At 70.7% G+C, this 23,761-nt stretch carries 24 protein-coding genes and 1 tRNA gene; 12 read left to right on the top strand and 13 right to left on the bottom strand.

Going from position 1 to position 23,761, the window contains the following annotated elements:
• Positions 1-260: 260 nt before the first annotated feature.
• Positions 261-563: a hypothetical protein gene (locus tag ACIRNI_RS05265; RefSeq protein WP_403548471.1), complete on the bottom strand. Its 303-nt coding sequence runs from the start codon at positions 561-563 to the stop codon at positions 261-263.
• 68 nt (positions 564-631) lie between these two features.
• On the opposite strand from ACIRNI_RS05265, the gene ACIRNI_RS05260 reads away from it, so the two are divergent.
• Entirely contained in the window at positions 632-1,837 is a 1,206-nt protein-coding gene (locus ACIRNI_RS05260; RefSeq protein ID WP_403548469.1) for a pyridoxal phosphate-dependent aminotransferase, read from the top strand.
• 150 nt (positions 1,838-1,987) lie between these two features.
• Entirely contained in the window at positions 1,988-3,166 is a 1,179-nt protein-coding gene (locus ACIRNI_RS05255; RefSeq protein ID WP_403548828.1) for a hypothetical protein, read from the top strand.
• 9 nt (positions 3,167-3,175) lie between these two features.
• On the opposite strand, the gene ACIRNI_RS05250 is transcribed toward ACIRNI_RS05255, so the two are convergent.
• Entirely contained in the window at positions 3,176-3,727 is a 552-nt protein-coding gene (locus tag ACIRNI_RS05250) for a YbjN domain-containing protein (RefSeq protein WP_403548467.1), read from the bottom strand.
• 106 nt (positions 3,728-3,833) lie between these two features.
• Between ACIRNI_RS05250 and ACIRNI_RS05245 the strand changes: the two genes are divergently transcribed.
• Positions 3,834-4,286, top strand: a complete 453-nt coding sequence (locus tag ACIRNI_RS05245; protein WP_403548465.1) for a hypothetical protein — start codon at positions 3,834-3,836, stop codon at positions 4,284-4,286.
• 39 nt (positions 4,287-4,325) lie between these two features.
• Here ACIRNI_RS05245 and clpB read toward each other — a convergent pair whose 3' ends face one another.
• A complete protein-coding gene (gene clpB, locus ACIRNI_RS05240) occupies positions 4,326-6,926 on the bottom strand; it encodes an ATP-dependent chaperone ClpB (RefSeq protein ID WP_403548463.1) in 2,601 nt (866 codons plus the stop codon).
• Positions 6,927-7,041: 115 nt separating this feature from the next.
• On the opposite strand from clpB, the gene ACIRNI_RS05235 reads away from it, so the two are divergent.
• On the top strand, positions 7,042-7,455 hold the full coding sequence (locus ACIRNI_RS05235; protein ID WP_403548461.1) for a pyridoxamine 5'-phosphate oxidase family protein: 414 nt from the start codon (positions 7,042-7,044) through the stop codon (positions 7,453-7,455).
• Between the two features lie 105 nt (positions 7,456-7,560).
• Here ACIRNI_RS05235 and ACIRNI_RS05230 read toward each other — a convergent pair whose 3' ends face one another.
• Positions 7,561-7,878 (bottom strand): (2Fe-2S)-binding protein, encoded by a 318-nt coding sequence (locus ACIRNI_RS05230; protein WP_073756807.1) that lies wholly within the window; start codon positions 7,876-7,878, stop codon positions 7,561-7,563.
• Entirely contained in the window at positions 7,875-8,156 is a 282-nt protein-coding gene (locus tag ACIRNI_RS05225) for a hypothetical protein (protein ID WP_355359959.1), read from the bottom strand. Before ACIRNI_RS05225 ends, ACIRNI_RS05230 begins: the two co-directional genes overlap by 4 nt.
• A 95-nt stretch (positions 8,157-8,251) precedes the next feature.
• Here ACIRNI_RS05225 and ACIRNI_RS05220 point away from each other — a divergent pair, with 95 nt between their 5' ends.
• The gene (locus tag ACIRNI_RS05220) at positions 8,252-9,268 is read left to right on the top strand and encodes a helix-turn-helix transcriptional regulator (RefSeq protein ID WP_403548458.1); all 1,017 of its coding nucleotides are present in this window, start codon (positions 8,252-8,254) and stop codon (positions 9,266-9,268) included.
• 13 nt (positions 9,269-9,281) lie between these two features.
• Here the strand turns inward: ACIRNI_RS05220 and ACIRNI_RS05215 are convergent, their stop codons facing one another.
• The 5 genes from ACIRNI_RS05215 to dnaK form a co-directional block, all read right to left on the bottom strand.
• Positions 9,282-9,854, bottom strand: coding sequence for a DUF4232 domain-containing protein (locus ACIRNI_RS05215; RefSeq protein ID WP_403548456.1), 573 nt, complete (start codon positions 9,852-9,854; stop codon positions 9,282-9,284).
• Positions 9,855-9,922: 68 nt separating this feature from the next.
• Positions 9,923-10,375, bottom strand: coding sequence for a heat shock protein transcriptional repressor HspR (locus tag ACIRNI_RS05210; RefSeq protein ID WP_355359965.1), 453 nt, complete (start codon positions 10,373-10,375; stop codon positions 9,923-9,925).
• A gap of 7 nt (positions 10,376-10,382) precedes the next feature.
• Complete coding sequence (gene dnaJ / locus ACIRNI_RS05205; RefSeq protein WP_403548454.1) at positions 10,383-11,567, bottom strand: molecular chaperone DnaJ; 1,185 nt, start codon at positions 11,565-11,567, stop codon at positions 10,383-10,385.
• 30 nt (positions 11,568-11,597) lie between these two features.
• Entirely contained in the window at positions 11,598-12,335 is a 738-nt protein-coding gene (grpE, locus tag ACIRNI_RS05200; RefSeq protein ID WP_403548452.1) for a nucleotide exchange factor GrpE, read from the bottom strand.
• On the bottom strand, positions 12,332-14,179 hold the full coding sequence (gene dnaK / locus ACIRNI_RS05195; protein ID WP_403548450.1) for a molecular chaperone DnaK: 1,848 nt from the start codon (positions 14,177-14,179) through the stop codon (positions 12,332-12,334). Before dnaK ends, grpE begins: the two co-directional genes overlap by 4 nt.
• A gap of 250 nt (positions 14,180-14,429) precedes the next feature.
• On the opposite strand from dnaK, the gene ACIRNI_RS05190 reads away from it, so the two are divergent.
• The 3 genes from ACIRNI_RS05190 to ACIRNI_RS05180 all read left to right on the top strand — a co-directional run bounded on the left by ACIRNI_RS05190 (position 14,430) and on the right by ACIRNI_RS05180 (position 18,372).
• Positions 14,430-14,975: a sugar transferase gene (locus ACIRNI_RS05190; RefSeq protein WP_403548448.1), complete on the top strand. Its 546-nt coding sequence runs from the start codon at positions 14,430-14,432 to the stop codon at positions 14,973-14,975.
• A gap of 83 nt (positions 14,976-15,058) precedes the next feature.
• Positions 15,059-17,314, top strand: coding sequence for a heterodisulfide reductase-related iron-sulfur binding cluster (locus tag ACIRNI_RS05185; RefSeq protein WP_403548446.1), 2,256 nt, complete (start codon positions 15,059-15,061; stop codon positions 17,312-17,314).
• Positions 17,315-17,487: 173 nt separating this feature from the next.
• On the top strand, positions 17,488-18,372 hold the full coding sequence (locus ACIRNI_RS05180) for a YIP1 family protein (RefSeq protein WP_403548444.1): 885 nt from the start codon (positions 17,488-17,490) through the stop codon (positions 18,370-18,372).
• 66 nt (positions 18,373-18,438) lie between these two features.
• Here ACIRNI_RS05180 and ACIRNI_RS05175 read toward each other — a convergent pair whose 3' ends face one another.
• Both ACIRNI_RS05175 and dcd read right to left on the bottom strand, forming a co-directional pair.
• Entirely contained in the window at positions 18,439-18,936 is a 498-nt protein-coding gene (locus ACIRNI_RS05175) for a phosphoribosyltransferase (protein ID WP_355359986.1), read from the bottom strand.
• A 2-nt stretch (positions 18,937-18,938) separates the two neighbouring features.
• Positions 18,939-19,514, bottom strand: coding sequence for a dCTP deaminase (gene dcd / locus ACIRNI_RS05170; RefSeq protein ID WP_355359988.1), 576 nt, complete (start codon positions 19,512-19,514; stop codon positions 18,939-18,941).
• 487 nt (positions 19,515-20,001) lie between these two features.
• On the opposite strand from dcd, the gene ACIRNI_RS05165 reads away from it, so the two are divergent.
• Positions 20,002-20,075: transfer RNA gene (locus ACIRNI_RS05165), tRNA-Gly, on the top strand.
• 337 nt (positions 20,076-20,412) lie between these two features.
• Entirely contained in the window at positions 20,413-20,568 is a 156-nt protein-coding gene (locus ACIRNI_RS05160; RefSeq protein WP_252547627.1) for a DUF6131 family protein, read from the top strand.
• A 192-nt stretch (positions 20,569-20,760) separates the two neighbouring features.
• Here ACIRNI_RS05160 and ACIRNI_RS05155 read toward each other — a convergent pair whose 3' ends face one another.
• Positions 20,761-21,510, bottom strand: coding sequence for a hemolysin III family protein (locus ACIRNI_RS05155; protein ID WP_403548441.1), 750 nt, complete (start codon positions 21,508-21,510; stop codon positions 20,761-20,763).
• A gap of 478 nt (positions 21,511-21,988) precedes the next feature.
• Between ACIRNI_RS05155 and ACIRNI_RS05150 the strand changes: the two genes are divergently transcribed.
• The gene (locus tag ACIRNI_RS05150) at positions 21,989-22,903 is read left to right on the top strand and encodes a DUF1206 domain-containing protein (RefSeq protein WP_403548439.1); all 915 of its coding nucleotides are present in this window, start codon (positions 21,989-21,991) and stop codon (positions 22,901-22,903) included.
• Positions 22,904-22,952: 49 nt separating this feature from the next.
• Positions 22,953-23,735: a YhjD/YihY/BrkB family envelope integrity protein gene (locus tag ACIRNI_RS05145; protein ID WP_403548437.1), complete on the top strand. Its 783-nt coding sequence runs from the start codon at positions 22,953-22,955 to the stop codon at positions 23,733-23,735.
• Positions 23,736-23,761: the final 26 nt, after the last annotated feature.

The raw sequence follows: 23,761 nt of genomic DNA, 5'->3' as shown, positions 1-23,761 counted from the left end.
AGGACGAGCCACCGCCGCACGAGGACCCTCCCCCGCTGCCGGCCCACCAGCTGTTGTCGCGCCGGCGCGAGCTCCGCGGCCGATGTGCGCTGCCGCCACCGCCGACCGAGCTGACCAGGATCACCAAGGCGGTCACCAACCCCGCCCCGACCAATACGGGACCGATGTCCATGGGTTTCCCCTTCCCCCGTCGTCATACGTGACTGGGGAATGCCCCCACGGTCACGCGCGCTAATCGGAATTGAGCAAGTCCAGAGGTTTCAGCTGCACCCGCCCCCGCCGCCGCAGGACGAGCCGCAGGAGCTGGAACAGGACGAAGTGCTGGAGCACGAGGAGTCGGCGGAGGAGCTGGACGAGGAACCGGACGACGAGCCGCCCGAGGAGGACCGCTTCGCCGGCGTCCTCTTCGTCGGTGTCCTCGGCACGTACGGGCTGTCACCCGCCCACCAGCTGCCGCTCCCGCTGCCGCGTATCTGCTGGACCCTCTCCTCGGACCTGACGACCGCCAGGACCACACCACCCACGATGGCGACGACGGCCGCCGCATACAGGATCGCTTCCATGGCGGGGGGATCCCCCGGCCACACCCGGGTGAAAGCAGACTTGAGCCAGTCCAGAGGTTCGGCTCAGGATGGCCGCCATGACACTGCCGCCGCGACCGCCGCGCCCCCTGCTGAACCGCCGCCTCGCCGCCTTCGGCACGACGATCTTCGCGGAGATGTCCGCGCTGGCCGTCCGCACCGGCTCCATCAACCTGGGCCAGGGCTTCCCCGACACCGACGGCCCCGAGGAGGTCCGGGAAGCGGCGGTGCGCGCCCTGCGCGACGGCCGCGGCAACCAGTACCCGCCCGGCCCCGGCATCCCGGAGCTGCGCACCGCCGTCGCCGAGCACCAGCGCAGCCGCTACGGCCTGGCGTACGACCCCGACACCGAGGTCCTCGTCACGGCCGGCGCCACGGAGGGCATCGCGGCGGCCCTGCTGGCGCTGGTCGAGCCGGGCGACGAGGTGATCGCGCTGGAGCCGTACTACGACTCGTACGCGGCCTGCATCGCGATGGCGGGCGGCACCCGTGTCCCGGTCACGCTGCGGCCGTCCGAGGACCGGTTCACCCTCGACCTGGACGAGCTGCGGGCCGCCGTCACCGACCGCACCCGCCTCATCCTGCTCAACACCCCGCACAACCCCACCGGCACCGTCCTCACCCGCGAGGAGCTCGCCGCCATCGCGGCGCTCGCCGTCGAGCGCGACCTGCTCGTCGTCACCGACGAGGTGTACGAGCACCTCGTCTTCGACACCGCGGAGCACGTGCCCATCGCGACCTTCCCCGGCATGCGCGAGCGGACCGTGACCCTGTCCTCCGCGGGCAAGACGTTCTCGTACACGGGCTGGAAGGTCGGCTGGGTGACCGCGTCCGCCCCGCTCGTGACGGCCGTCCGCACCGCCAAGCAGTACCTCACCTATGTGAGCGCGGGTCCCTTCCAGTACGCCGTCGCCGAGGCCCTGCGCCTGCCGGAGAGCTACTTCACCGGGCTGCGCGAGGACCTGCGCGCCAAGCGCGACCTGCTCGCCGGCTCGCTCACGGAGGTGGGGTTCGGGGTCTTCCGGCCGCAGGGCACGTACTTCATCACCGCCGACATCACCCCGCTCGGCGAGAAGGACGGCCTGGCCTTCTGCCGGAGCCTGCCGGAGCGGTGCGGCGTGGTCGCGGTGCCGACGATGGTCTTCTACGACGACCCGGAGGCCGGCCGCGCCCACGTGCGGTTCGCCTTCTGCAAGACGGAGGGCCTGCTCCGCGAGGCGGCGGACCGGCTGCGGGGGCTCCAGCAGTCGCTGTAGCCGCTCGTCGCGCCGCTGTCACGGCGACACGCGCGCGGGGGACCCGGCCGGGGCGGCGACCACCCGGGCGGATCCGCTGCGCTCGCGCCGCCGCCGTGCTCCGCACAGGGTCGGGGTGAACCGTCCCGCGCACGCGCACGGAGGTGCACCCTGTCCGCCGAGACGTCCGCCGAGACCTTCCGCCCCGGCGCGCCGAGCGCGGCCTGGCGGCCCCTCGCCACGCTGCACCGGGCCGCCCCCGCGCTGGGGCTGTTCGCCGCCGCCCGGCTGACCGGGATGCTGGTGATGGCGCTGTGGGCCTGGCACACCGGCCGCTCGCCGCGGGCGCTGCTCGCCGGTTCCTGGGACTCCGACTGGTACCTGCGGATCGCCGCCCACGGCTACGGCAGGACGCTGTACTGGCCGGACGGTGCCGTCCAGTCCGACCTGGCGTTCTTCCCGCTCTACCCCGGGCTCGTCCGCGTGGTGACGGCGGTCCTGCCGGTCGCGGGCGGCACCGCCGGGCTGCTGGTCTCCTGGACGGCGGCGGGCGCGGCCGCCTGGGGGATCTTCCGGATCGGCGAGCGGCTCTACGGGCGGGGCGTGGCGACCGCGCTGGTGGCGCTGTGGGGGCTGCTGCCGCACTCGATCGTGCTGTCGATGGCGTACACGGAGCCGGTGATGACCGCCTTCGCGGCCTGGGCGCTGTACGCGGTGCTGACCCGGCACTGGCTGTGGGCGGGGGCGCTCGCGGCCCTGGCGGGCGCGGCGCGCCCGAACGGGGTGGCCGTCGCGGCGGCGGTGGTGGTGACGGCCGCCTGCGCCCTGGTGCGGGACGCGCGCGGCCGGACCGACTGGCGGGTGTGGGCGGGGGCCGCGCTGGCCCCGGCGGGCTGGGCGGGCTACGTGCTGTGGGTGGGCGCGCGCCGGGGCGACCTGCTGGGCGGCTACTTCGCGGTGCAGGCCGGCTGGACGTCGCGGTTCGACTTCGGGGCCGGCACCCTGCGCTTCGTCCGCACCGTCGTCACGCGCCCCATGGACCTCGGCTTCACCATGTCGCTGGCGCTGACGGCCGTCGGGGTGGTGCTCCTCGCGCTCTTCCTGCTGGACCGGCCGCCGCTGCCGCTGGTCGTCTACACGGCGGTGCTGGTGGTCATCGCGGTCGGCGGCTCCGGGTTCTTCGAGTCGAAGCCGCGCTTCCTGCTGCCGGCGTTCCCGCTGCTGGTGCCGGTGGCGTGCGCCCTGCGGAAAGCCCGGCCGGGGGCGGCGGTCGTGGTGACCGCCGCCCTGGCCGGGCTGTCGTTCGCCTACGGGGCGTACGTGCTCACGCTCGCCACCATGGCCCTGTGACCCGACCGCCTATTCGGCGTCCCCGTCCGGGCCGTCGGCGCCCTCGGCGCCCTCGGCGCCCTCCAGGCCGAACTGCTCCACGAGCCACTTGTCGAACTCGATGGACGCCCGCACCCAGCTGACCGTCGACTGCACGAAGTGCTCCAGGTTGACCCCGGTGCCGATCAGCATCTGCGCCTCGCCGATGAGCCGGACGGTGGCGCCGCCCTGCTCGTCCTCGTGCAGGTGCGAGTAGACCTTCGGCCACAGGGTGCGGCGGTTCCAGTCGTCGATCGTCTCGAGGATCTTCTCCTTGTTCTCGACCGGGTGCGCCCGGTCGTAGAAGGTCCGCACCGAGTAGACCTGCTGGTCACCCTCGCCGCGGAACATGAAGTACGTGCGGAATTCCTCCCAGGGCGCCGCGAGGTCGCCCTCGTCGTCGACGACGTACTTCAGCTCCATCTGCTCGAGGAGCTGCTTGACGAGATCCTGGTCCGGGACGACGGGGCCCGCCGGTCCTGCGGCCTGCTGCGGCTGGGGCTGGCCCCCGAAATTCGGAATCGAGGACGGGTCGATGCTCACCGTGAATTTCCCTTCGTACGATTGCGGCCATCCTCTCCCATCCCCGCCCGGACGTGGCAAGCGCGGACGGCGGCGATCCGCTGCGGGCTGACATGATTCGGTGCTCATGACGGGGAAGAGCGGAAAAGAAGAGAAGCGGCGCGGTACGCGCTGGGGGTGGATGTGCCTGGCCCTGCTGGCGGTCCTGGGACTGCCGGCCGGCTGCCTCGCGTGGGGCGCGTACTCCCTGAGCGAGTCCGGCCGGGAGCAGCCGGTGCCCTGTGACAAGGCGATGGCCTACGCCCGGGGCGCCCTGCCCGAGGGCGCCCGGGACGCCCGCTGCTCGGGTGCCCACTGGCAGGACACCTACGTCAGGGCCGAGTTCCGGATGGAGGGTGCCGGGGCGGAGGCGTGGATCGCGAAGACCTGGCCGACGGCGGAGCCCCGTGCCGGGTCCTGCGGCACGGACCTGTGCCTGCACGCGGAGTACGGCGACGCGGACCTCTCGGCCGTGGGCCTGGAGGTGACGTACGAGGACGGGAAGACCGCCCTCGTACGCCTCTTCGCCCACGGCACGTAGCACCGGTGCCTTCCGCCGGATCTTCCGCCCGGCCTTGCGCTACCGCACCGCGCCCACGACCAGGCCGTCGTCGGCGCGGTCGACGCGGACCGTGTCGCCGTCCCTGACCTCTCCCGCGAGGATCTCCTTGGCGAGGCTGTCGCCGATCGCCGTCTGGACCAGGCGGCGCAGCGGGCGGGCGCCGTACGCCGGGTCGAAGCCCTCGATGGCGATCCAGTCCAGGGCCTCGGGGGTGACGTCCAGGGTGAGGCGCCGCTCGGCGAGGCGCGCCGCGAGGCGGGCGATCTGGAGCTTCGCGATGTGGGCGAGCTGCTCGCGGTCGAGGGCCGAGAAGACGACGATGTCGTCCAGTCGGTTGAGGAACTCCGGCTTGAAGGAGGCGCGGACGACCTCCAGGACCTGCTCCTTCTTCTGCTCCTCCGGGGCGACCGGGTCCATCAGGAAGTGGCTGCCCAGGTTGGAGGTGAGGATGAGGATGGTGTTGCGGAAGTCGACCGTACGGCCCTGGCCGTCGGTCAGCCGTCCGTCGTCCAGGACCTGGAGCAGGATGTCGAAGACCTCCGGGTGGGCCTTCTCCACCTCGTCCAGCAGCACCACGCTGTACGGGCGGCGGCGTACGGCCTCGGTGAGCTGGCCGCCCTCCTCGTAGCCGACGTAGCCGGGGGGCGCGCCGACGAGCCGGGCGACGCTGTGCTTCTCGCCGTACTCGCTCATGTCGATGCGCACCATGGCCCGCTCGTCGTCGAAGAGGAAGTCGGCGAGCGCCTTGGCCAGCTCGGTCTTGCCGACACCGGTGGGGCCGAGGAAGAGGAACGATCCGGTGGGCCGGTCGGGGTCGGAGATCCCGGCGCGGGTGCGGCGGACGGCGTCCGACACCGCCTGTACGGCCTCGGTCTGGCCGATCAGGCGGCGGCCGAGCTCGTCCTCCATCCGCAGCAGCTTCTGGGTCTCGCCCTCCAGCAGCCGCCCGGCCGGGATGCCGGTCCAGGCGCCGACGACGTCGGCGATGTCGTCTGCGCCGACCTCGTCCTTGACCATCGTGCTCTTCCGGTCACCGGTCTTCGCCGCTTCCTGCTCGGCCTCGGTGGCCGCCTCCAGCTCCCGCTCGACGGCCGGGATCTCGCCGTACAGCAGCTTGGACGCGGTGTCGAAGTCGCCGTCGCGCTGGGCGCGCTCGGCCTGGCCGCGCAGGTCGTCGAGCTTCTCCTTCAGCTCACCGACGCGGTTGAGGCCCTGCTTCTCCTTCTCCCAGCGGGCGGTCAGGCCGCGCAGCTCCTCCTCGCGGTCGGCGAGGTCGCGCCGCAGCTTCTCCAGGCGCTGTACGGAGGCGGGGTCGGACTCGTTCTTGAGCGCGAGCTCCTCCATGCGCAGGCGGTCGACGGAGCGCTGGAGCTCGTCGATCTCGACGGGCGAGGAGTCGATCTCCATGCGCAGCCGGGACGCGGCCTCGTCGACGAGGTCGATGGCCTTGTCCGGCAGGAAGCGGGAGGTGATGTAGCGGTCCGAGAGCGTGGCCGCGGCGACGAGCGCCGAGTCGGCGATCTGGACCTTGTGGTGGGCCTCGTACCGGCCCTTGAGGCCGCGCAGGATCGCGATGGTGTCCTCGACGCTCGGCTCGGCGACCAGGACCTGCTGGAAGCGGCGCTCCAGGGCGGGGTCCTTCTCGATGCGCTCGCGGTACTCGTCGAGGGTGGTGGCGCCGACCATGCGCAGCTCGCCGCGGGCCAGCATGGGCTTGAGCATGTTGCCCGCGTCCATGGCGGAGTCGCCGCCGGCGCCCGCGCCGACGACCGTGTGCAGCTCGTCGATGAAGGTGATGATCTGGCCGTCGCTCGCCTTGATCTCGGACAGGACGGTCTTCAGCCGCTCCTCGAACTCGCCGCGGTACTTCGCGCCCGCGACCATCGCGCCGAGGTCGAGCGCGACCAGCCGCTTGTTCTTCAGGCTCTCCGGGACGTCGCCCTTGACGATGCGCTGGGCGAGGCCCTCCACCACGGCGGTCTTGCCGACGCCGGGCTCGCCGATGAGCACGGGGTTGTTCTTGGTGCGGCGGGACAGCACCTGCACGACGCGGCGGATCTCCTGGTCCCGGCCGATGACCGGGTCCAGCTTCCCCTCGCGGGCCGCGGCGGTGAAGTCGGTGCCGAACTTCTCCAGGGCCTTGTACTGGCCCTCCGGGTCCGGTGTGGTCACGCGGCGTCCTCCCCTCGCCTTCTCGAAGGCGTCCAGCAGCTTGCGCGCCCCGGCGCCTTGCCGCTCCAGCAGCTCGCCCGCCTGGCCGCCCTTGGCGGCGACCCCGATGAGCAGGTGTTCGGTCGATACGTAGTCGTCGCCGAGCTCCTTGGCGCGCTGCGTGGCGTCGGCGACGACGGCGAGCAGGTCACGGTTGGGCTGGGGCGGGGCGACGGTGGAGCCGGTGACGCTGGGCTGGGCGGCGAGCAGCCGCTCGGCGCCCGAGCGCAGCGCGGCCTGGTCGGCGTCGACGGCGGCGAGCAGGTCGATGATGTTCTCGTTGTCCTGGCCCTCCAGCAGCGCGAGCAGCAGGTGCGCGGGGGTCAGGTCGGGGTGCCCGTCGGACACGGCGCGGCTGGTGGCCGCGTTGAGCGCGTCCCGGCTCCGGTTGGTCAGCTCGGCGTCCACGTCGACGTCTCCTCCTCTTCTTCCCATTCCTGGTTTGACTCATCCAACGTACACAAAGTTGAGTCTATTCCACTCAAGCTGGCTCGCGGAAGCCACCCCCGGTAGGTTCCGGCACATGGCCATAGACCCCCGTAACCCCGGCGACTCGTACCTCGGCTTCTGGCGCGAGTACCACATGTCCACCCTCACCACGCCCCGCCCGGACGGCACACCGCACGTCGTCGCGGTGGGCGTGACGTACGACCCCGAGGGCGGCGAGAAGGGCATCGCCCGGGTGATCACCAACAAGCACAGCCGCAAGGTCGCCAACGTGCTCGCGGCGGGCGCCGACGGGGCGCGGGTGGCGGTGTGCCAGGTCGACAAGGGGCGCTGGGCGACGCTGGAGGGCGTGGCCCGGATCCGTACGGAGCCGGACGTCGTCGCGGACGCGGTCGCCCGGTACGCGGAGCGCTACGGCCGCACGCCCTCGCCCAACCCGGACCGGGTCGTCATCGAGATCGCGCTCACGCGCGCCATGGGCCGGGCGTAAGCCCCGTCCCGGGCAAAAAGCACAGCGGCACCATCGTGTTCAGGTCACGATGGTGCCGCTGTGTGGGGGAAGCACCTGAGCGATTTACAACGACGGGGGAACCGCTCAGGCGCTGCGGGGGGTGGCGGTGGTGGTCTCCGGCTCGACGAGCTGGTGGTCACGCTGGTCGAGGTTGACGAAAATCATGCCGTAGCGAATGGCGCACCGGACGGGCTGTGGGGCCCCGCGGGGCCGGCGCAGGCAGCGGTAGGCGCGGATGTCCTCGTCGTCGCCTCGCGTGATGACGATGGGCTCACCGAAGAGGGTGACCATCAACGAATCGCCACTGTGCGGCACGGCCGTGACGAGGTCGATGAAATGCCACCCGGAGCGGTAGGCCGACGCCATCTCGCGACGGAAACGCGAGTCGTCGGGAACGTTCATGCGCCCGCGGACCCCCAGCCGGGATCGTTGGCGGCCGGAGCGGTACCGCCCCAGCCCGGGTCCAGGGCTTCGGCGGCGAGCGGAGCCTTCGCACCCCAACCGGGGTCCAGGGCTTCGGCGGCGAGCGGAGTCGCCCCACCCCAACCGGGATCCAGAGCCGCAGCGACGTGCGTCGTCCCCGCGCCCCAGCCGGGATCCTCGGCGGACACCGCGATTCCCACCCCTGCAGCAGCGAAGAGCGCGACGCCGGCGACGGCGTGTATGAGCTTCTTGGCCATGACCGAGCAACCTCACTTGACGGTAATTCATCCCGCTCCCCCGCAGTCATGACGATGACTCACTCCCCACGCTTTCACCACTGGCTCAATGCATCATGTTCCTGAATCGGAAAAAGCCTGGGGGTGTACATATGCAACCGGATCGGGATGGACACGGACATCCCCATAGTCACTTTGAGCTCTGCGAGACGGGTTCCCAGCTCTACGCGGACGCTCTTCGCGCCGGGCGCATCGCGCGTGCCGAGGTCGCGCCGGCCCCGTGTCTCCTCGACCTGGACCTGCTGCGACCGGACCCCGACGACGCACAGTGGCTGCGGCCCGTGCCGCCGTCCACCGCGCTGGCCCACCTGATACTGCCGATAGAGAAGGAGATACAGGAGCGCAGACGGCTCACCCTCGCCCTCGCCGACGCTTTCGAGCCATTCATGGCGGTCAGCGCGCAGATGCCGTCCAACACCCACGCCATCAGCGTGCTGGAGGGCCTGAAGCGCATCAACGCCAGCCTCGACCGCGCCGTCGCCGACTGCTCGGTGGAGCTCCTGACCGTACAGCCCGGCAGCGGCCGCAGCGCCCACACCTTCGGCGAGGCCCTGCGCCGGGTACGGCCGCTCCTGGGCCGGGGCATCAAGATGCGGACCCTCTACCAGCACACGGCGCGCCACCAGCCCATCACCCTGGCCTACCTGGAGCGCATCGGGCCCGAGGTGGAGGTGCGCACGCTGGAGGAGATCATCGACCGGCTCATCATCGTGGACCGGAAGGTCGCCTTCGTCCCCGCCAGCCGCGACCGCCAGGTCGCCCTGGAGCTGCGCCACCCGGGGCTCGTGGAGTACCTGGTGGGCGTCTTCGAGCAGTTCTGGCTCCAGGCCATCCCCCTGGAGAAACCCGTCACCTACGAGCCCCATCCCCACGGCATCAGCGGCGTCCAGCGCTCCATCGCCAAACTGCTGGTCGAGGGCCACGTGGACGAGGCGATCGCGCGGCGCCTCGGCATGAACGTCCGCACCTGCCGGGCGCACATCGCCAAGCTGGCCTCCGCGCTCGGCAGCGGCAGCCGGGCGCAACTCGGCTACCTCATCGCCCAGTCCGGCATCCTGGAGCACGGCGACTGACCGACCGGACCGATCAGCCCGCAGGCCTCGCCCACGCGGTGGTCTCGACCGCGTCGGTGTTGCCGAGGTCCAGCGGGCCGCCGTCGCCGGGCGCGACGGTCTGCGGCGCGACGCCGGGCGCGGGCGTCACCCGCAGGTACGCGCCGTTCGTCGCCACGACGTCCGTACGGGTCACGGTGTTGCGCCACATCACCGACGCCTCGGCCCGCTCACCGGGCCGCAGCACGAACGCCGAGGGCCGCGCCCTGGTGTCGAGGTTCGAACCGAGCCGTACGGTGACGTCGAGCTTCCGCCGCTCCGCGTCGAGGACTTCGAGCGCGGGGTAGCCGCTCACCTCGAACGGCTCCGTACCGCAGTTGAGCAGCGTCACCCCCATGCCCCGCACCCCCATGGCGGCGTTCACGAGGCCCGTGGAGACCCGTACGCCGGAGTCCGGGCACGCGGCGGCCTCGGGCGGCGCCGAGGGCACCGCAGGCGCCGTCGTACGGACCGGCAGGGGCGCCGCGCCCGTCTCGTCGTCGCAGCCCGCCACGAGGGCCGCCAGAGCCACCAGCACCGCCGTCGGCAGGCATCTTCGGGTACGCATCCGGACAGCCTAAAGGCCCCCTCCGTACACCGAAGGGGGCCCCTGGGAACAGCCGTTACCGCTCGGGGTTACTGCTCGGCCCGCTTGGTGGCCGGACGCCACACCACCAGCGCGCTCGCCTGCTGCACATCCTGGTACGGCACGAGGTCGCGCCGGTAGGAAGCGTGCACCTGGGCCTCGCGCTGGCGCATCGCCGCCGCCGCGCCCTCGACCGCCGCGCTGAGCTCGGCGACCCGGGCCTGGAGCGCGGCGACCTGGTTCTCCAGCTCGATGATCCGCTTGATGCCGGCCAGGTTGATGCCCTCGTCCTGCGACAGCTGCTGCACCTGGCGGAGCAGCTCGATGTCGCGGGCGGAGTAGCGCCGGCCGCGGCCCGCCGTACGGTCCGGCGAGACCAGACCGAGCCGGTCGTACTGCCGCAGCGTCTGCGGGTGCAGCCCGCTCAGCTGGGCCGCCACCGAGATGACGTAGACCGGCGTGTCATCGGTCAGCTCGTACGGATTGCGTCGACGTCCGTCCATCACCATCTCAAGCCCCCTTCGCGGCCTGGAACAGCTCAGCTCGCGGATCCTCACCCGCCATCGCCTGACGGTACGTCTCCAGCGCCTCGCGCGCCTTGTCGTTGAGGTCCTTCGGCACCGCCACCTCGACGGTGACGAGCAGGTCCCCGCGCGTACCGTCCTTGCGCACCGCGCCCTTGCCGCGGGCGCGCATCGTACGGCCGTTGGGCGTACCGGCCGGGATCTTCAGCGTGACCGGCGGCCCGCCGAGGGTCGGGACCCTGATCTCCCCGCCGAGCGCCGCCTCGTCGTACGAGACGGGCACCGTGACGGTGAGGTTGTCGCCCTTGCGGCCGAAGACCGGGTGGGCGTCCACGTGGACCGCCACGTACAGGTCGCCGGCCGGGCCGCCGCGCTCGCCGGGCGCGCCCTTGCCGCGCAGCCGGATCCGCTGCCCGTCGGCGACGCCCGCCGGGATGCGGACCTGCATGGTGCGCGAGGACTTGGCGCGGCCGCTGCCGTGGCACACCTCGCAGGGGTTCTCCGCGATCAGGCCGCGGCCCTTGCAGTCCCGGCAGGGGTCGGTGAGCGAGAAGCCGCCGCCCGTGCCGCGCGACACCTGACCGGTGCCGACGCAGGTCGGGCAGACGCGCGGGGTGCCGTTCTTGTCGCCCGTGCCCGAACAGGCCTTGCAGGGCTGCTGGCTGGACATCCGCAGCGGGACCGTGGCCCCCTCCACCGCCTCGGTGAAGCTGAGCGTCACCTCGGTCTCGATGTCCTGGCCCCGGCGCGGCTGCGTCCGCGCGCCGGCACCGGGCCGGCCGCCGCCGCCGAAGAGCCCGCCGAAGACGTCCCCGAGCCCGCCGCCGAAGCCGCCGGCACCGCCGCCCCCGCCCTGGGCGCCGCCGAAGAGGTCGCCCAGGTCGAAGTTGAAGGTGCCGCCGGCGCCGCCGGGGCCGGGCCGGAAGCCGCCGTTGCCGAAGAGGGCGCGGGCCTCGTCGTACTCCTTGCGCTTCTTGGGGTCGCCGAGGACGTCGTTCGCCTCGGAGATCTCCTTGAAGCGCGCCTCGGCGGCGGCGTCGCCCTTGTTGGCGTCCGGGTGGAACTCGCGGGCGAGCTTCCGGTACGCCTTCTTGATCTCCGCCTCGGTGGCGTCCTTGGGGACGCCGAGAACCTTGTAGTAGTCCTTCTCGACGAAGTCCTTCGTGCTCATCGACGTCCCTCCTCTCGGACGATCATCGCGTCAGCCCTCCTCGGGGCCACCGCTCTCCTCGTCGGCGGACTTGTTCTCCTGCGCGGACTCCGGGCCGGACCCCTTGGCGGCGTCCTTGTCGGCGTCCTTGGCCGCGTCGGCCTCCTTGGGCGCCGCGCCCGGCTGGGGCTCGGCGACCGCGACGCGCGCGGGCCGGATGGTCCGCTCGCCGATCCGGTACCCGGGCTGCAGGATCGCGACGCAGGTCGTCTCGGTGACGTCCGGCGCGTACGAGTGCATGAGCGCCTCGTGGATCGTCGGGTCGAAGGGCTCGCCCTCCTTGCCGAACTGCTGCAGGCCCATCTTGGCGGCGACCGTCTCCAGCGATTCGGCCACCGACTTGAAGCCGCCCACCAGCTCGCCGTGCTCACGGGCGCGGCCGATGTCGTCGAGCACGGGCAGGAGCTCGGTCAGGAGGCTCGCGACGGCGATCTCCTTGACCGCGACCCGGTCGCGCTCGACGCGGCGGCGGTAGTTCTGGTACTCGGCCTGGAGCCGCTGGAGGTCCGCGGTGCGCTCGCCGAGCGCGGTGCGGGTCTGGTCCAGCTGGGCCGTCAGGCCGGCCAGCTGTGCGTGTACGTCCCCGGCCGGGGCCGCCGGGCCGTCGTCCGCGGGGCTCGTGGAGCCCGCGGCGGACGTGGCGTCGGCGGCTTCGGCGGCGTCGTCGGGAGTGGCGGCGCCAGAGGGGACGTCGGGCTTCTCCTCGAAGCCCGGGGTCTCCTCCGTCATGCGGCCCCCTTCGGCTTCTCGTCGTCGACGATCTCGGCGTCGACCACGTCGTCGTCGGCACCCTGGGCGGCGCCCGGAGCCTCACCGGCACCGGCGGCCCCGCCCGCGGCCTGCGCGTCGGCGTACATGGCCTGGCCGAGCTTCTGGGAGACGGCCGCGACCTTCTCGGTGGCGGTGCGGATCTCCGCGGTGTCCTCGCCCTTGAGCTTCTCCTTCAGCTCCTCGAGCGCGGACTCGACCTCGGTCTTCACGTCACCCGGGACCTTGTCCTCGTTGTCCTTGAGGAACTTCTCGGTCTGGTAGACGAGCTGCTCGCCCTGGTTGCGGGTCTCGGCGGCCTCGCGGCGGCGGTGGTCCTCCTCCGCGTACTGCTCCGCCTCCTGGCGCATCCGGTCGACCTCGTCCTTCGGCAGCGAGGAGCCGCCGGTGACGGTCATCTTCTGCTCCTTGCCCGTGCCCAGGTCCTTCGCGGTCACGTGCATGATGCCGTTGGCGTCGATGTCGAAGGAGACCTCGATCTGCGGGACGCCGCGCGGGGCCGGCGGCAGGCCCGTCAGCTCGAACATGCCGAGCTTCTTGTTGTACGCCGCGATCTCGCGCTCGCCCTGGTAGACCTGGATCTGCACCGACGGCTGGTTGTCCTCGGCCGTGGTGAAGATCTCCGAGCGCTTGGTCGGGATCGTGGTGTTGCGCTCGATCAGCTTGGTCATGATGCCGCCCTTGGTCTCAATGCCGAGGGACAGCGGGGTGACGTCGAGCAGCAGGACGTCCTTGACCTCGCCCTTGAGGACACCGGCCTGGAGCGAGGCGCCGATGGCGACGACCTCGTCCGGGTTCACACCCTTGTTGGCCTCCTTGCCGCCGGTCAGCTCCTTGACGAGCTCGGCGACGGCCGGCATACGGGTGGAGCCACCGACGAGAACGACGTGGTCGATCTCGGACAGCGCGATGCCCGCGTCCTTGATGACGTTGTGGAACGGAACCTTGCAGCGCTCCAGCAGGTCCGCGGTCAGCTGCTGGAACTGGGCGCGCGTGAGCTTCTCGTCCAGGTGCAGCGGGCCCTCGGCGGACGCCGTGATGTAGGGCAGGTTGATCGAGGTCTCGGTGGACGAGGACAGCTCGATCTTGGCCTTCTCGGCGGCCTCGCGGAGGCGCTGGAGGGCCATCTTGTCCTTGGACAGGTCCACGCCGTGGCCGGACTGGAACTGCTTGACCAGGTAGTCGACGACGCGCTGGTCCCAGTCGTCACCACCGAGGTGGTTGTCGCCGTTCGTGGCCTTCACCTCGACGACGCCGTCGCCGATCTCCAGCAGCGAGACGTCGAAGGTGCCGCCACCGAGGTCGAAGACCAGGATGGTCTGGTCGTCCTTGTCGAGGCCGTACGCGAGGGCGGCGGCCGTCGGCTCGTTGACGATGCGCAGGACGTTGAGGCCCGCGATCTCACCGGCCTCCTTGGTGGCCTGGCGCTCGGAGTCGTTGAAGTACGCCGGGACGGTGATCACCGCGTCGGTGACCTTCTCGCCCAGGTACGCCTCGGCGTCCCGCTTCAGCTTCTGCAGGATGAACGCGGAGATCTGCTGCGGGTTGAAGTTCTTCCCGTCGAGCTCGATCTTCCAGTCGGTGCCCATGTGACGCTTGACGGACCGGATGGTCCGGTCGACGTTCGTGACCGCCTGACGCTTGGCCACCTCGCCGACGAGCACCTCGCCGTTCTTGGCAAAGGCGACGACGGACGGCGTGGTCCTGGCGCCCTCGGCGTTGGTGATGACGGTGGGCTCGCCGCCTTCCAGAACGCTGACGACGGAGTTAGTCGTGCCCAGGTCGATGCCGACCGCACGTGCCATTTCGATTCCTCCAGCTGACTTGAGTGGAACAGGCTCAAGGATGCACGACCGGCAGGACCGAGTCAACAGACCTGAGTCAGCCCCACTCAACTTTTATCGGGGGCTTATACGCAAGCGCGGTACGTGACCGGAGCCCGACCCGCCGCATACCGGCATGCTCTACCCAGGGCCTACCGGACCATGCGATTGTTCAGGGAAGGTGACAAAAGCCGCGCTAGCCGCGTTTTCCTGGAACGGTCGGGTGCCCGCCATGCGACGACCCCTGCATCCCCCACGCCTCCCGGACCCGGGCCTCAAGCGCCTGCTGGACCTGGCCCTCGGCTCCGCCCTGCTGGCCCTGGCGGCACCGCTGCTCGCCGCGGCCGCCCTCACCGTCGCCGTACGAAGACCCCCCGGCGGCCTCCTCGTACGGGACACCAGAACCGGCCTCGCGGGCCGCCTCTTCACTTTGCGCCGACTGGCCACGCGCCACCGCCGTCTGTGCCTGCTGTCCCAGCTGCCCCACGTCGTACGCGGCGAGATGTCGCTCGTGGGCCCCGCGCCGCTGCCGCCCGGCGCCCCCGGCGCGGCCGCCCCCTGGCGGCAGACCGTCCGCCCCGGCCTGACCGGCCTCGCCCAGCTGCGGCAGCGGCAGCGCTCCGCGCTCCCGTGGGACGAACCGCTCCTGCTCGACCAGCACTACGTCGAGCACCACTGGCTCGGACTGGACCTGGCACTGCTGCTGCGGACCCTTGTGCCCACGGGGCGGGCGAGCGACGCAGATCACCGCGCGCGCGGCTACAGTGCGGCGGAATAAGTGGGTACGCTCAGCTCGAACTGAATAAGTTACCGCTTAGTAGTACCTAAGTTCTCCCACCCTCGCAGGCCCGAGGAGCCTCCATGCAACTCGCCGCGATCATTGTGTCGCTGACCCTGACCGTGGTCGGCGTTGCGCTGCTCGCCCGCGCCATCGGCCAGTTCGTCCGCCACTTCAAGCTGGGCCAGCCGGTCCCCGCCGGCACCCGGACCGACAACCCCTACCAGCGCAGTGTGACGCTGGTGAAGGAGTTCCTCGGCCACACGCGGATGAACCGGTGGGGCATCGTGGGCATCGCCCACTGGTTCGTGGCGGTCGGCTTCCTGACGCTGCCGCCGACGATCGTCACCGCGTACGGCCAGCTCTTCCAGGCCGACTGGACGCTGCCGGTCCTCGGCGGCTTCCTGCCGTACGAGCTCTACATCGAGTTCATCGGCGCGATGACCACCCTCGGCATCGCCGTCCTGATGGTCATCCGCCTGCTGAACCTGCCCTCGCGCCCCGGCCGCAAGTCCCGGTTCGCCGGCTCGAAGATGGGCCAGGCGTACTTCGTCGAGTACGTCATCCTCACCATCGGCCTCGCCATCTACGTGCTGCGCGGCCTCGAGGGCGCGCTGCACCACGTGGACCACTACGAGCCCGCGTACTTCGCCTCGTATCCCCTGGTCCTGGCCCTGAAGGGGCTGAGCGTCGGCGCGCTGCAGAACCTGGTCTACCTCTTCGCCATGATCAAGCTGAGCACGACCATGATCTGGATGATCACGGTCTCGCTCAACACCAACATGGGTGTGGCCTGGCACCGCTTCCTCGCCTTCCCGAACATCTGGTTCAAGCGCAACGCCGACGGCTCCACCGCCCTCGGCGCGCTCCAGCCCATGACGTCCGGCGGCAAGGAGATCAACTTCGAGGACCCGGGCGAGGACGACGTCTACGGCGTCTCCCAGGTCGAGCACTTCTCCTGGAAGGGCCTGCTCGACTTCTCCACCTGCACCGAGTGCGGCCGCTGCCAGTCGCAGTGCCCCGCCTGGAACACGGGCAAGCCCCTCTCGCCGAAGCTGCTGATCATGTCGCTGCGCGACCACGCGCACGCGAAGGCGCCGTACCTGCTGGCCGGCGGCGGCAAGACGATGGAGGGCGAGGAGAAGGCCTCCGAGGAGCAGCTCAAGGACGTCCCCGCCGCCGCCCTCGCCGAGGCCGAGCGCCCGCTGATCGGCACCCTCGAAGAGAACGGCGTCATCGACCCGGACGTGCTGTGGTCCTGCACCACCTGCGGCGCGTGCGTGGAGCAGTGCCCGGTCGACATCGAGCACGTCGACCACATCGTCGACATGCGCCGCTACCAGGTGATGATCGAGTCCGCCTTCCCGAGCGAGGCCGGCACGATGCTCAAGAACCTGGAGAAGAAGGGCAACCCCTGGGGCCTGGCCAAGAAGCAGCGCGTCGAGTGGACCAAGGAGGTCGACTTCGAGGTCCCGATCGTCGGCAAGGACGTCGAGGACCTCTCCGAGGTCGACTACCTCTACTGGGTCGGCTGCGCCGGCGCCCTGGAGGACCGGGCCAAGAAGACGACCAAGGCCTTCGCGGAGCTGCTGCACATCGCGGGCGTGAAGTTCGCGATCATGGGCGGCGACGAGAAGTGCACCGGTGACTCCGCCCGCCGCCTGGGCAACGAGCCGCTGTTCCAGCAGCTCGGCCAGGAGAACGTCGCGATGCTGAACATGGCGTTCGGCGAGGACGACGAGGACGAGTCGACGAAGAAGCCCAAGGCTTCGAAGAAGATCGTCGCGACCTGCCCGCACTGCTTCAACACGATCGCGAACGAGTACCCGCAGCTGGGCGGCGAGTTCGAGGTCATCCACCACACGCAGCTGCTCCAGCACCTCATCGACGAGGGCAAGCTGCTCCCGGTGACGCCGGTCGACGGCCTGATCACCTACCACGACCCGTGCTACCTGGGCCGCCACAACAAGGTCTACACGCCGCCGCGCGAGATCATGTCGGCCGTCCCCGGCCTGCGCCAGCAGGAGATGCACCGCCACAAGGAGCGGGGCTTCTGCTGCGGCGCCGGCGGCGCGCGGATGTGGATGGAGGAGCGGATCGGCAAGCGCATCAACACCGAGCGCGTCGACGAGGCGCTGTCCCTCAACCCGGACATCGTCTCCACCGCCTGTCCCTTCTGCCTCGTCATGCTCACGGACTCCGTGAACGGCAAGAAGAACGACGGCAAGGCGAAGGAGTCCCTCCAGGTGGTGGACGTGGCCCAGCTGCTGCTGGACTCCGTCAAGAAGCCCGTGGAGGACGCGGAGGAGCCGGCGACGGAGCCGGAGCCGGTGAAGTAGCCGGTACGCAAGCAGGGAACGGCCGGACCGCCTCGGGGCGGGCCCGGCCGTTCGCGTTTCCTCGGGGAAAAGCCCTGGAAGAGCCCCTAGGGGATGTCACAGCTCCGCAGCAAAGGCGCCTTCCGTCCCCACCCCGGACGCCGGAACCGGCGGGACCGGGTACGTTCAGTGACGTGGCTGGATTCAGGATCGGACGCGGCCGGGACAACCGCACCCCGCAACAACACCCGCAGGCACCGCAGCAGGCGCCGTACGGCAGCGCGCCGCCGCCCCCGTACGGGCAGCAGCAGGCGCCGCAGCCGTACGGGGAGCCGGAGTACTTCGGCGACCCCTACGCGCAGCAGGCGGCGCCCTCCGCCCCGCACGCCCCACAGGCCCCGCACGACCCGTACGCGGCGAACCAGCCGGGCCACACGCGCGCCTTCAGCATCCACGACGCCGAGTACGCGCAGTACGGCGAGTACGGCGACGGAGCCACGTACCAGGCGGGAGCGGCCCCCGCCGCCGCCCCGGCGGGCCCGCGCCTGCCGTGGAAGCAGCTGCTCAGCGGCATCGTGCTGCGCCCGGGGCCGACGTTCCTGCAGATGCGCGACCACGCCGTCTGGGCCCCGGCCCTCATCGTCACCTTCGTCTACGGCCTGCTGGCGCTGTTCGGCTTCGACCAGGCCCGTGAGGAGGCGATCAACGCCACCCTCTCGACGGCGATCCCGTCCGTCCTGGTGACCGGCGTGATCTTCGTCATCGGCGGCCTGATCCTGGGCGCCGTGACGCACACCCTGGCGCGCCAGCTGGGCGGCGACGGGGCGTGGCAGCCGACGGTCGGCATGTCCATGTTGATCATGTCGATGACGGACGCGCCCCGGCTGCTGTTCGCGATGTTCCTGGGCGGCGAGAACGCCCTGGTCCAGGTCATCGGCTGGCTCTCCTGGCTGCTGGCGGGCGCGCTGCTCACCTCGATGGTCCGCACGTCGCACGACCTGCCGTGGCCGAAGGCGCTGGGCGCGTCGGCGATCCAGCTGGTGGCGCTGCTGTCGCTGCTGAAGCTGGGCGCGTTCTGAGCCTCTGACGTACGGACGCACGAAGGCCCCCGCCGTCCGGCGGGGGCCTTTCTCAGCTGTGCGACGTCACGCGTCGAGGACCTGGCCCTCACGCTTCACGACGGGCGGCTCGACGCTCCAGGGGAAGTTGATCCACTCGTCGGTCTTCTTCCACACGTACTCGCACTTCACGAGGGAGTGCGGCTTCTCGTAGATGACCGCGCTGCGCACCTCGGCGACGTGCCCGAGGCAGAAGTCGTGCACGAGCTTCAGCGTCTTGCCCGTGTCGGCGACGTCGTCGGCGATGAGCACCTTCTTGTCGCTGAAGTCGATCGCGTTCGGAACCGGCGCGAGCATCACGGGCATTTCCAGCGTGGTGCCCACACCGGTGTAGAACTCCACGTTGACCAGATGGATGTTCTTGCAGTCCAGGGCGTACGCCAGACCGCCCGCCACGAACACGCCGCCGCGGGCGATGGAGAGCACGATGTCGGGCTCGTACCCGTCGTCGGCGATGGTCTGCGCGAGCTCGCGGATCGCGGTCCCGAACTTCTCGTAGGTCAGGTTCTCCCGTACGTCACTCATGCTCACACCTGCGTCCGATGGAAGTTCTGGTAGGACCGCGAGGCGGTCGGCCCCCGCTGCCCCTGGTACCGCGAGCCGTACTTCTCCGAGCCGTACGGATGCTCCGCGGGCGAGCTGAGCCGGAACATGCACAGCTGCCCGATCTTCATCCCGGGCCACAGCTTGATCGGCAGCGTGGCGAGGTTCGACAGCTCCAGCGTCACGTGCCCCGAGAACCCGGGGTCGATGAACCCGGCGGTCGAGTGCGTCACCAGACCCAGCCGCCCGAGGCTCGACTTCCCCTCCAGCCGCGAGGCGATGTCGTCGGGCAGGCTGATGACCTCGTACGTCGACGCGAGCACGAACTCGCCGGGGTGGAGGATGAACGCCTCGTCCCCCTCGGGCTCGACCAGCCGGGTCAGGTCCGCCTGCTCGACCGCGGGGTCGATGTGCGGGTAGCGGTGGTTCTCGAACACCCGGAAGTAGCGGTCGAGACGCACGTCGATGCTCGACGGCTGCACCATCGAGTCATCGAACGGGTCGATACGCACCCTTCCCGCGTCGATCTCGGTCCGGATGTCCATGTCTGAGAGAAGCACTCCCCGAGGATACGCAGAGCGCGCGGGCCCGCCCCAACCGGCCGGTCCCCGCGCGCCTCCGATCACCCGCTCGCCAGGGGTGTTTCCCTAGCGCCGCTCGAGCACGACGGGCACGGCATGCCGCAACCGCGCGCACCGCGGACACCGAATGAGCCGCCCGGGCCCGATCCGCCCGGCACCGAGCTGCTGCATCGGGAACGAAGCGGTGCTGAACACGTGCCCCTCGGCACAGCGGACGACGGTGCGCTCCATGGAGTCCATCAAGTCCCTTCCCCAACCAATGCGTGGACGAGAAAGCCACATTAGGGGATCAACAGGACACCACTCCAGGCGGCACTCCGCACCCCCACGGTACGCCTCAACTGACCGCGCCCGCACACCGATCCACCCCGCCACGCAGCACGAAGACCCCACGGCGCGATACACGGGGGGCCTTCGATGAGGTACAGTGAGCGACGATGCGAGACCGGTCCTCCGGTCCGTTTACGCGGGTGTAGTTTAATGGTAGAACATGAGCTTCCCAAGCTCAGAGCGCGGGTTCGATTCCCGTCACCCGCTCCAGAGTGAAGCCCCAGGCCAGTGGCCCGGGGCTTTCTTGTTGTCTGGACCGGTCAGGGTCGCCGTGCCCTCAAAGTGTCAGCGCACAACAGAGAGTTGTGCGGCTGACGCCGATTATGACCAAGACAGTGAACCGGGTGCCGCTGGGGCCGCTCGGCCTCGGGTTGTTCGTACTGGGCGGGCTGGATCTGCTGCGCCGACGGGGTTTCGACGTCTGATCGGCTTGCCGGTCGGACGGCTTCTGTTCCTGCCCGCTTGGAGGGCAGGAACCGCCTGACAGGCCACCCCGACGGGTTGCGCCTACGCTGGAACAGAGGTACCTGCGAGGCTGGAGGTCACCATGATCATTCTCGGGGTCATCCTGCTCGTCATCGGGTTCGTGGCCAGCATTTCCATCTTGTGGACGATCGGAATCGTCCTGGTCGTGATCGGGGTCATCCTGTGGATCCTCGGGGCGGTCGGTCACGCGGTCGGCGGACGCCGTCACTACTGGTAGGCGGTTCGGCTCCGAGCCGACGCAGCCCCCGTGGTCGAGTGATGCGCTCGGTCCTGTGCTCGCGCCGAGGCAGGCCCACCGCGTTCCGACCGCGGGGGCCGGCCCACCACGTTCCGCGGGGGTGGACCACCGGCCCTCGCGCGGCCCTCCGGACGGCCGGCGAGTGGGTGGGTCGGCCCGCACCTCGACCGCTCAGCGAGCGGCAAGGAAGACGGCGATGTAGTGGGCGGTGAAGGCTGCCACTGTCAGCGCGTGGAAGACCTCGTGGAAACCGAACCAGCGGGGTGCGGGGTTGGGGCGCTGAAGGGCGTAGACGACCGCGCCCGCACTGTAGAGCAGCCCGCCGGCCACTATCAGGGAGACCACGGCCACCCCGCCCCTGTGCAGGAAGTCGGGCAGGTAGCGTACGGGCGCCCAGCCCAGAGCCAGGTAGCAAGGGGTGTACAACCAGCGGGGAGCTCCGATCCACAGGACACGGAAGGCGATGCCGACCAGCGCGCCCGTCCACACGATCCACAACAGGACGGACCACTGGTCCGGCGAGAGCAGGAGCACGGCGAGCGGGGTACACGTGCCGGCGATGATCAGGAAAATGTTGGCGTGATCGAGGCGGCGCAGAACGGCCTCACCGAGCGGTCCCCAGGTGCCGAGGTGGTAGACGGCGCTCGTCCCGAACAGCAGCCAGGCCGTGACGGAGTACACGGTGCAGGCCAGCACGGCCTGTGGCGTCCCTGCCAGGCAGATGAGGACGATGCCCGCCGCCAGCGACACGGGGACCATGCCGGCGTGAAGCCAGCCGCGCAGCCTCGGCTTGATCGGGTCCACCAGATCGGCTGCCCGCTCGACCAGGTCGGCCACCGGGCGGGAGTCCTCGGCGGCCCCGTCGCCCTGCGATCCCGAGGAAAGGCCGGTACCGGGGGCTTCGGCGTCTTCTCGGGGCACTGCTTTCCCTCCCGGATCGGACTGCTGGGCATCACGGGCAACCACGTGCACATGCTAGGGACCCGACCGTAACGGGGCCCCAGAGGCCCGCCTCATCGCGCCTCGCCACCCAGGTGATCCCGGTGGTCCGCAGGAGAGCGAAGTCGGCGACGTAGCCGTCGCCCCGCAGGATGGTTTCGAGGACACTTGGAGACGTGCTCCGATCCCCCGGAGTGATCCCAGGTCCCTGTGTGCAGGACGGTCCGCATGTGGTGGTGACTTCCGACAGGGGACAGCCCTACCGTGGAAGGACAGGGCACAGACCCAGGGGTGGTGTCATGCCGGTCAGCCTCGGAGACCCGGACTCGGCGGGCGTGGCATCGCGGTCCGCGGACAGCGGGCGCGCCCAGGACGCCTTCGGACACCGGCTCTGACCCGCGACGCCCCTCCCGGCCGACGGTGCACTGTTCAGTGGGTCCGGCACATGGAGGTGCCAGACATGAAGCGCAGTCAGGACCGTCCGGCTCAGCCCAAGTCGCGGGGGCGGCGTGTGGCCGACAGTCGTGCGGTGGAGGTCGCCTCCAGGCTCGGGCTCTGCGCCCGGGGAGTGATCTACGTGCTGGTGGGGATTCTGGCCGTGCGGATCGGCCTCGGCAGCGACAGCGGCCAGGAGGCCGACCGGTCCGGCGCGGTGGGAACCCTCGGCGAGCAGCCGTTCGGCCGGGTTCTGCTGTGGGCACTGGTGGTGGGGCTGGCGGCGATGGCGCTGTGGCGGCTGGCCGAGGCGGCGTTCGGGCAGACGGTGGAGGGCGGCGACAAGTGGAGCCGGCGTCTGGGCTCCTTGGGCATGGCGGTGTTCTACACGGTGATCTGTGTCGGCGTGGTGCAGACGGCGCTGGTCGGCGGATCCTCCGGGGGCCGCCCCGGTGACGAGACGTCGAAGGAGTACACCGCCAGGGTGCTGGACTGGCCAGGCGGCCGGGTGATCGTCGGCGTGTTCGGGGCCGTCCTGATCGTGGTGGGCGCCGTGACACTGGTGCGCAGCCTGATGCGGAAGTTCGTGAAGAATCTCCGGACGGGCGAGATGCCCACGACGACGCGGCGGGTCGTCACGGTCCTGGGCATCGTCGGCGGTGTGACGTGCGGCGTGGTCGCGGCGGGGGCCGGCCTGTCCATCCTGCTGGCCGCGGTGCGGTACGACCCCAGCCAGGCCAAGGGCCTGGACGAGACCTTGCGCTCGTTCGCCGCCACGCCCGCAGGGCCTGCCCTGCTGATCGCCGCCGCTGCGGGCCTCCTGCTGTTCGGCCTGTACTCGTTCTGCGAAGCCCGCTGGCGCAAGGCCGCCGAGCACGGGACTCCGGCGGAACAGCCGGCCGGGGCTGCGGGACCGGGGACACGTCCCGGTGCGCCCTAGGAAGAGGAACTCGTCCGGCGGCGCGGGCCGTTCGTCTCCGTTCGGACGGTTGCGCCGCGCGATCCGCCGTGTGCGGGCCGGGCACGGGTGGGGGCAGGTCGTCGATCTCGAGCTGTGGCAGCGCTCGCTGGGCTTCGCCGCCCTCGGTTTCCTGACCCTGGTACCCCTGCTGATCGTCGTGTCCGCCGCGGATCCGGCGAGCGGACGGGGGTTCGCGCAGTGGCTGGGGGACGGGCTCGGCGTGTCGGAGGCCGCCAGGGAGGACATCGAGCGGTTGTTCGCTCTGCCGCGCCAGACCCTGCGCACCACGACGGCGTTCGGCCTCGCGGTGCTCGCCGTGTTCGGGGTGTCGTTCGGCGCGACCGTGCAGAGCGGCTACGAGAAGGTCTGGGACCTTCCCCCGGCCCGCTGGTGGGCCAGATGGCGGCACGTGGTGTGGCTCGCCGTCCTCATCGGAGTCCTCTTCCTGTCCGCGATCACCCCACTGTGGCGCGCGGCCCCGGCCCGCGAGGTGATCACCATGCTGAGCGGCGTCCTGTTCTTCTGGTGGTCCCAGCGGATGCTGCTCGGCGGCCGGGTCCCCTGGCCCGCCCTGCTGCCCGGTGCGGTGACCACCATGGCCGGGCTGCTCGGCCTGCGCGTCTTCTCCCGGCTCGTCTTCTCACCGCTGATCGCATCCAGCGCCGTCACCTACGGCCCGATCGGAACCGTCCTGGTCATCCAGTCCTGGCTGGTCGGTGTCGGCGTCGTCTTCTTCGGCGGCGCGCTGGCCGGCCGTCTCCTCCACGAGCAGCTCCTCCGCCTGGCGCACGCCCTGAAACGCCGAAGATGAAGTGGCGTTTCAGCAGGTCGGAAACC

Source organism: Streptomyces sp. NPDC093546 (genome assembly GCF_044765045.1).
In the GTDB taxonomy this organism is placed as follows: domain Bacteria; phylum Actinomycetota; class Actinomycetes; order Streptomycetales; family Streptomycetaceae; genus Streptomyces.
Note: the sequence above shows the minus strand (reverse complement) of the source record. Positions and strands in the feature narration are given on the sequence as shown.

Bases quoted from the DNA above. Each gene is read 5' to 3' on its own strand.
- ACIRNI_RS05265 (WP_403548471.1), bottom strand. From the start codon at position 563: ATGGAAGCGATCCTGTATGCGGCGGCCGTCGTCGCCATCGTGGGTGGT.
- ACIRNI_RS05260 (WP_403548469.1), top strand. From the start codon at position 632: ATGGCCGCCATGACACTGCCGCCGCGACCGCCGCGCCCCCTGCTGAAC.
- ACIRNI_RS05245 (WP_403548465.1), top strand. From the start codon at position 3,834: ATGACGGGGAAGAGCGGAAAAGAAGAGAAGCGGCGCGGTACGCGCTGG.
- ACIRNI_RS05235 (WP_403548461.1), top strand. From the start codon at position 7,042: ATGGCCATAGACCCCCGTAACCCCGGCGACTCGTACCTCGGCTTCTGG.
- ACIRNI_RS05230 (WP_073756807.1), bottom strand. From the start codon at position 7,878: ATGAACGTTCCCGACGACTCGCGTTTCCGTCGCGAGATGGCGTCGGCC.
- ACIRNI_RS05225 (WP_355359959.1), bottom strand. From the start codon at position 8,156: ATGGCCAAGAAGCTCATACACGCCGTCGCCGGCGTCGCGCTCTTCGCT.
- ACIRNI_RS05220 (WP_403548458.1), top strand. From the start codon at position 8,252: ATGTTCCTGAATCGGAAAAAGCCTGGGGGTGTACATATGCAACCGGAT.
- ACIRNI_RS05215 (WP_403548456.1), bottom strand. From the start codon at position 9,854: ATGCGTACCCGAAGATGCCTGCCGACGGCGGTGCTGGTGGCTCTGGCG.
- ACIRNI_RS05210 (WP_355359965.1), bottom strand. From the start codon at position 10,375: ATGGACGGACGTCGACGCAATCCGTACGAGCTGACCGATGACACGCCG.
- dnaJ (WP_403548454.1), bottom strand. From the start codon at position 11,567: ATGAGCACGAAGGACTTCGTCGAGAAGGACTACTACAAGGTTCTCGGC.
- grpE (WP_403548452.1), bottom strand. From the start codon at position 12,335: ATGACGGAGGAGACCCCGGGCTTCGAGGAGAAGCCCGACGTCCCCTCT.
- dnaK (WP_403548450.1), bottom strand. From the start codon at position 14,179: ATGGCACGTGCGGTCGGCATCGACCTGGGCACGACTAACTCCGTCGTC.
- ACIRNI_RS05190 (WP_403548448.1), top strand. From the start codon at position 14,430: ATGCGACGACCCCTGCATCCCCCACGCCTCCCGGACCCGGGCCTCAAG.
- ACIRNI_RS05185 (WP_403548446.1), top strand. From the start codon at position 15,059: ATGCAACTCGCCGCGATCATTGTGTCGCTGACCCTGACCGTGGTCGGC.
- ACIRNI_RS05175 (WP_355359986.1), bottom strand. From the start codon at position 18,936: ATGAGTGACGTACGGGAGAACCTGACCTACGAGAAGTTCGGGACCGCG.
- ACIRNI_RS05160 (WP_252547627.1), top strand. From the start codon at position 20,413: ATGATCATTCTCGGGGTCATCCTGCTCGTCATCGGGTTCGTGGCCAGC.
- ACIRNI_RS05150 (WP_403548439.1), top strand. From the start codon at position 21,989: ATGAAGCGCAGTCAGGACCGTCCGGCTCAGCCCAAGTCGCGGGGGCGG.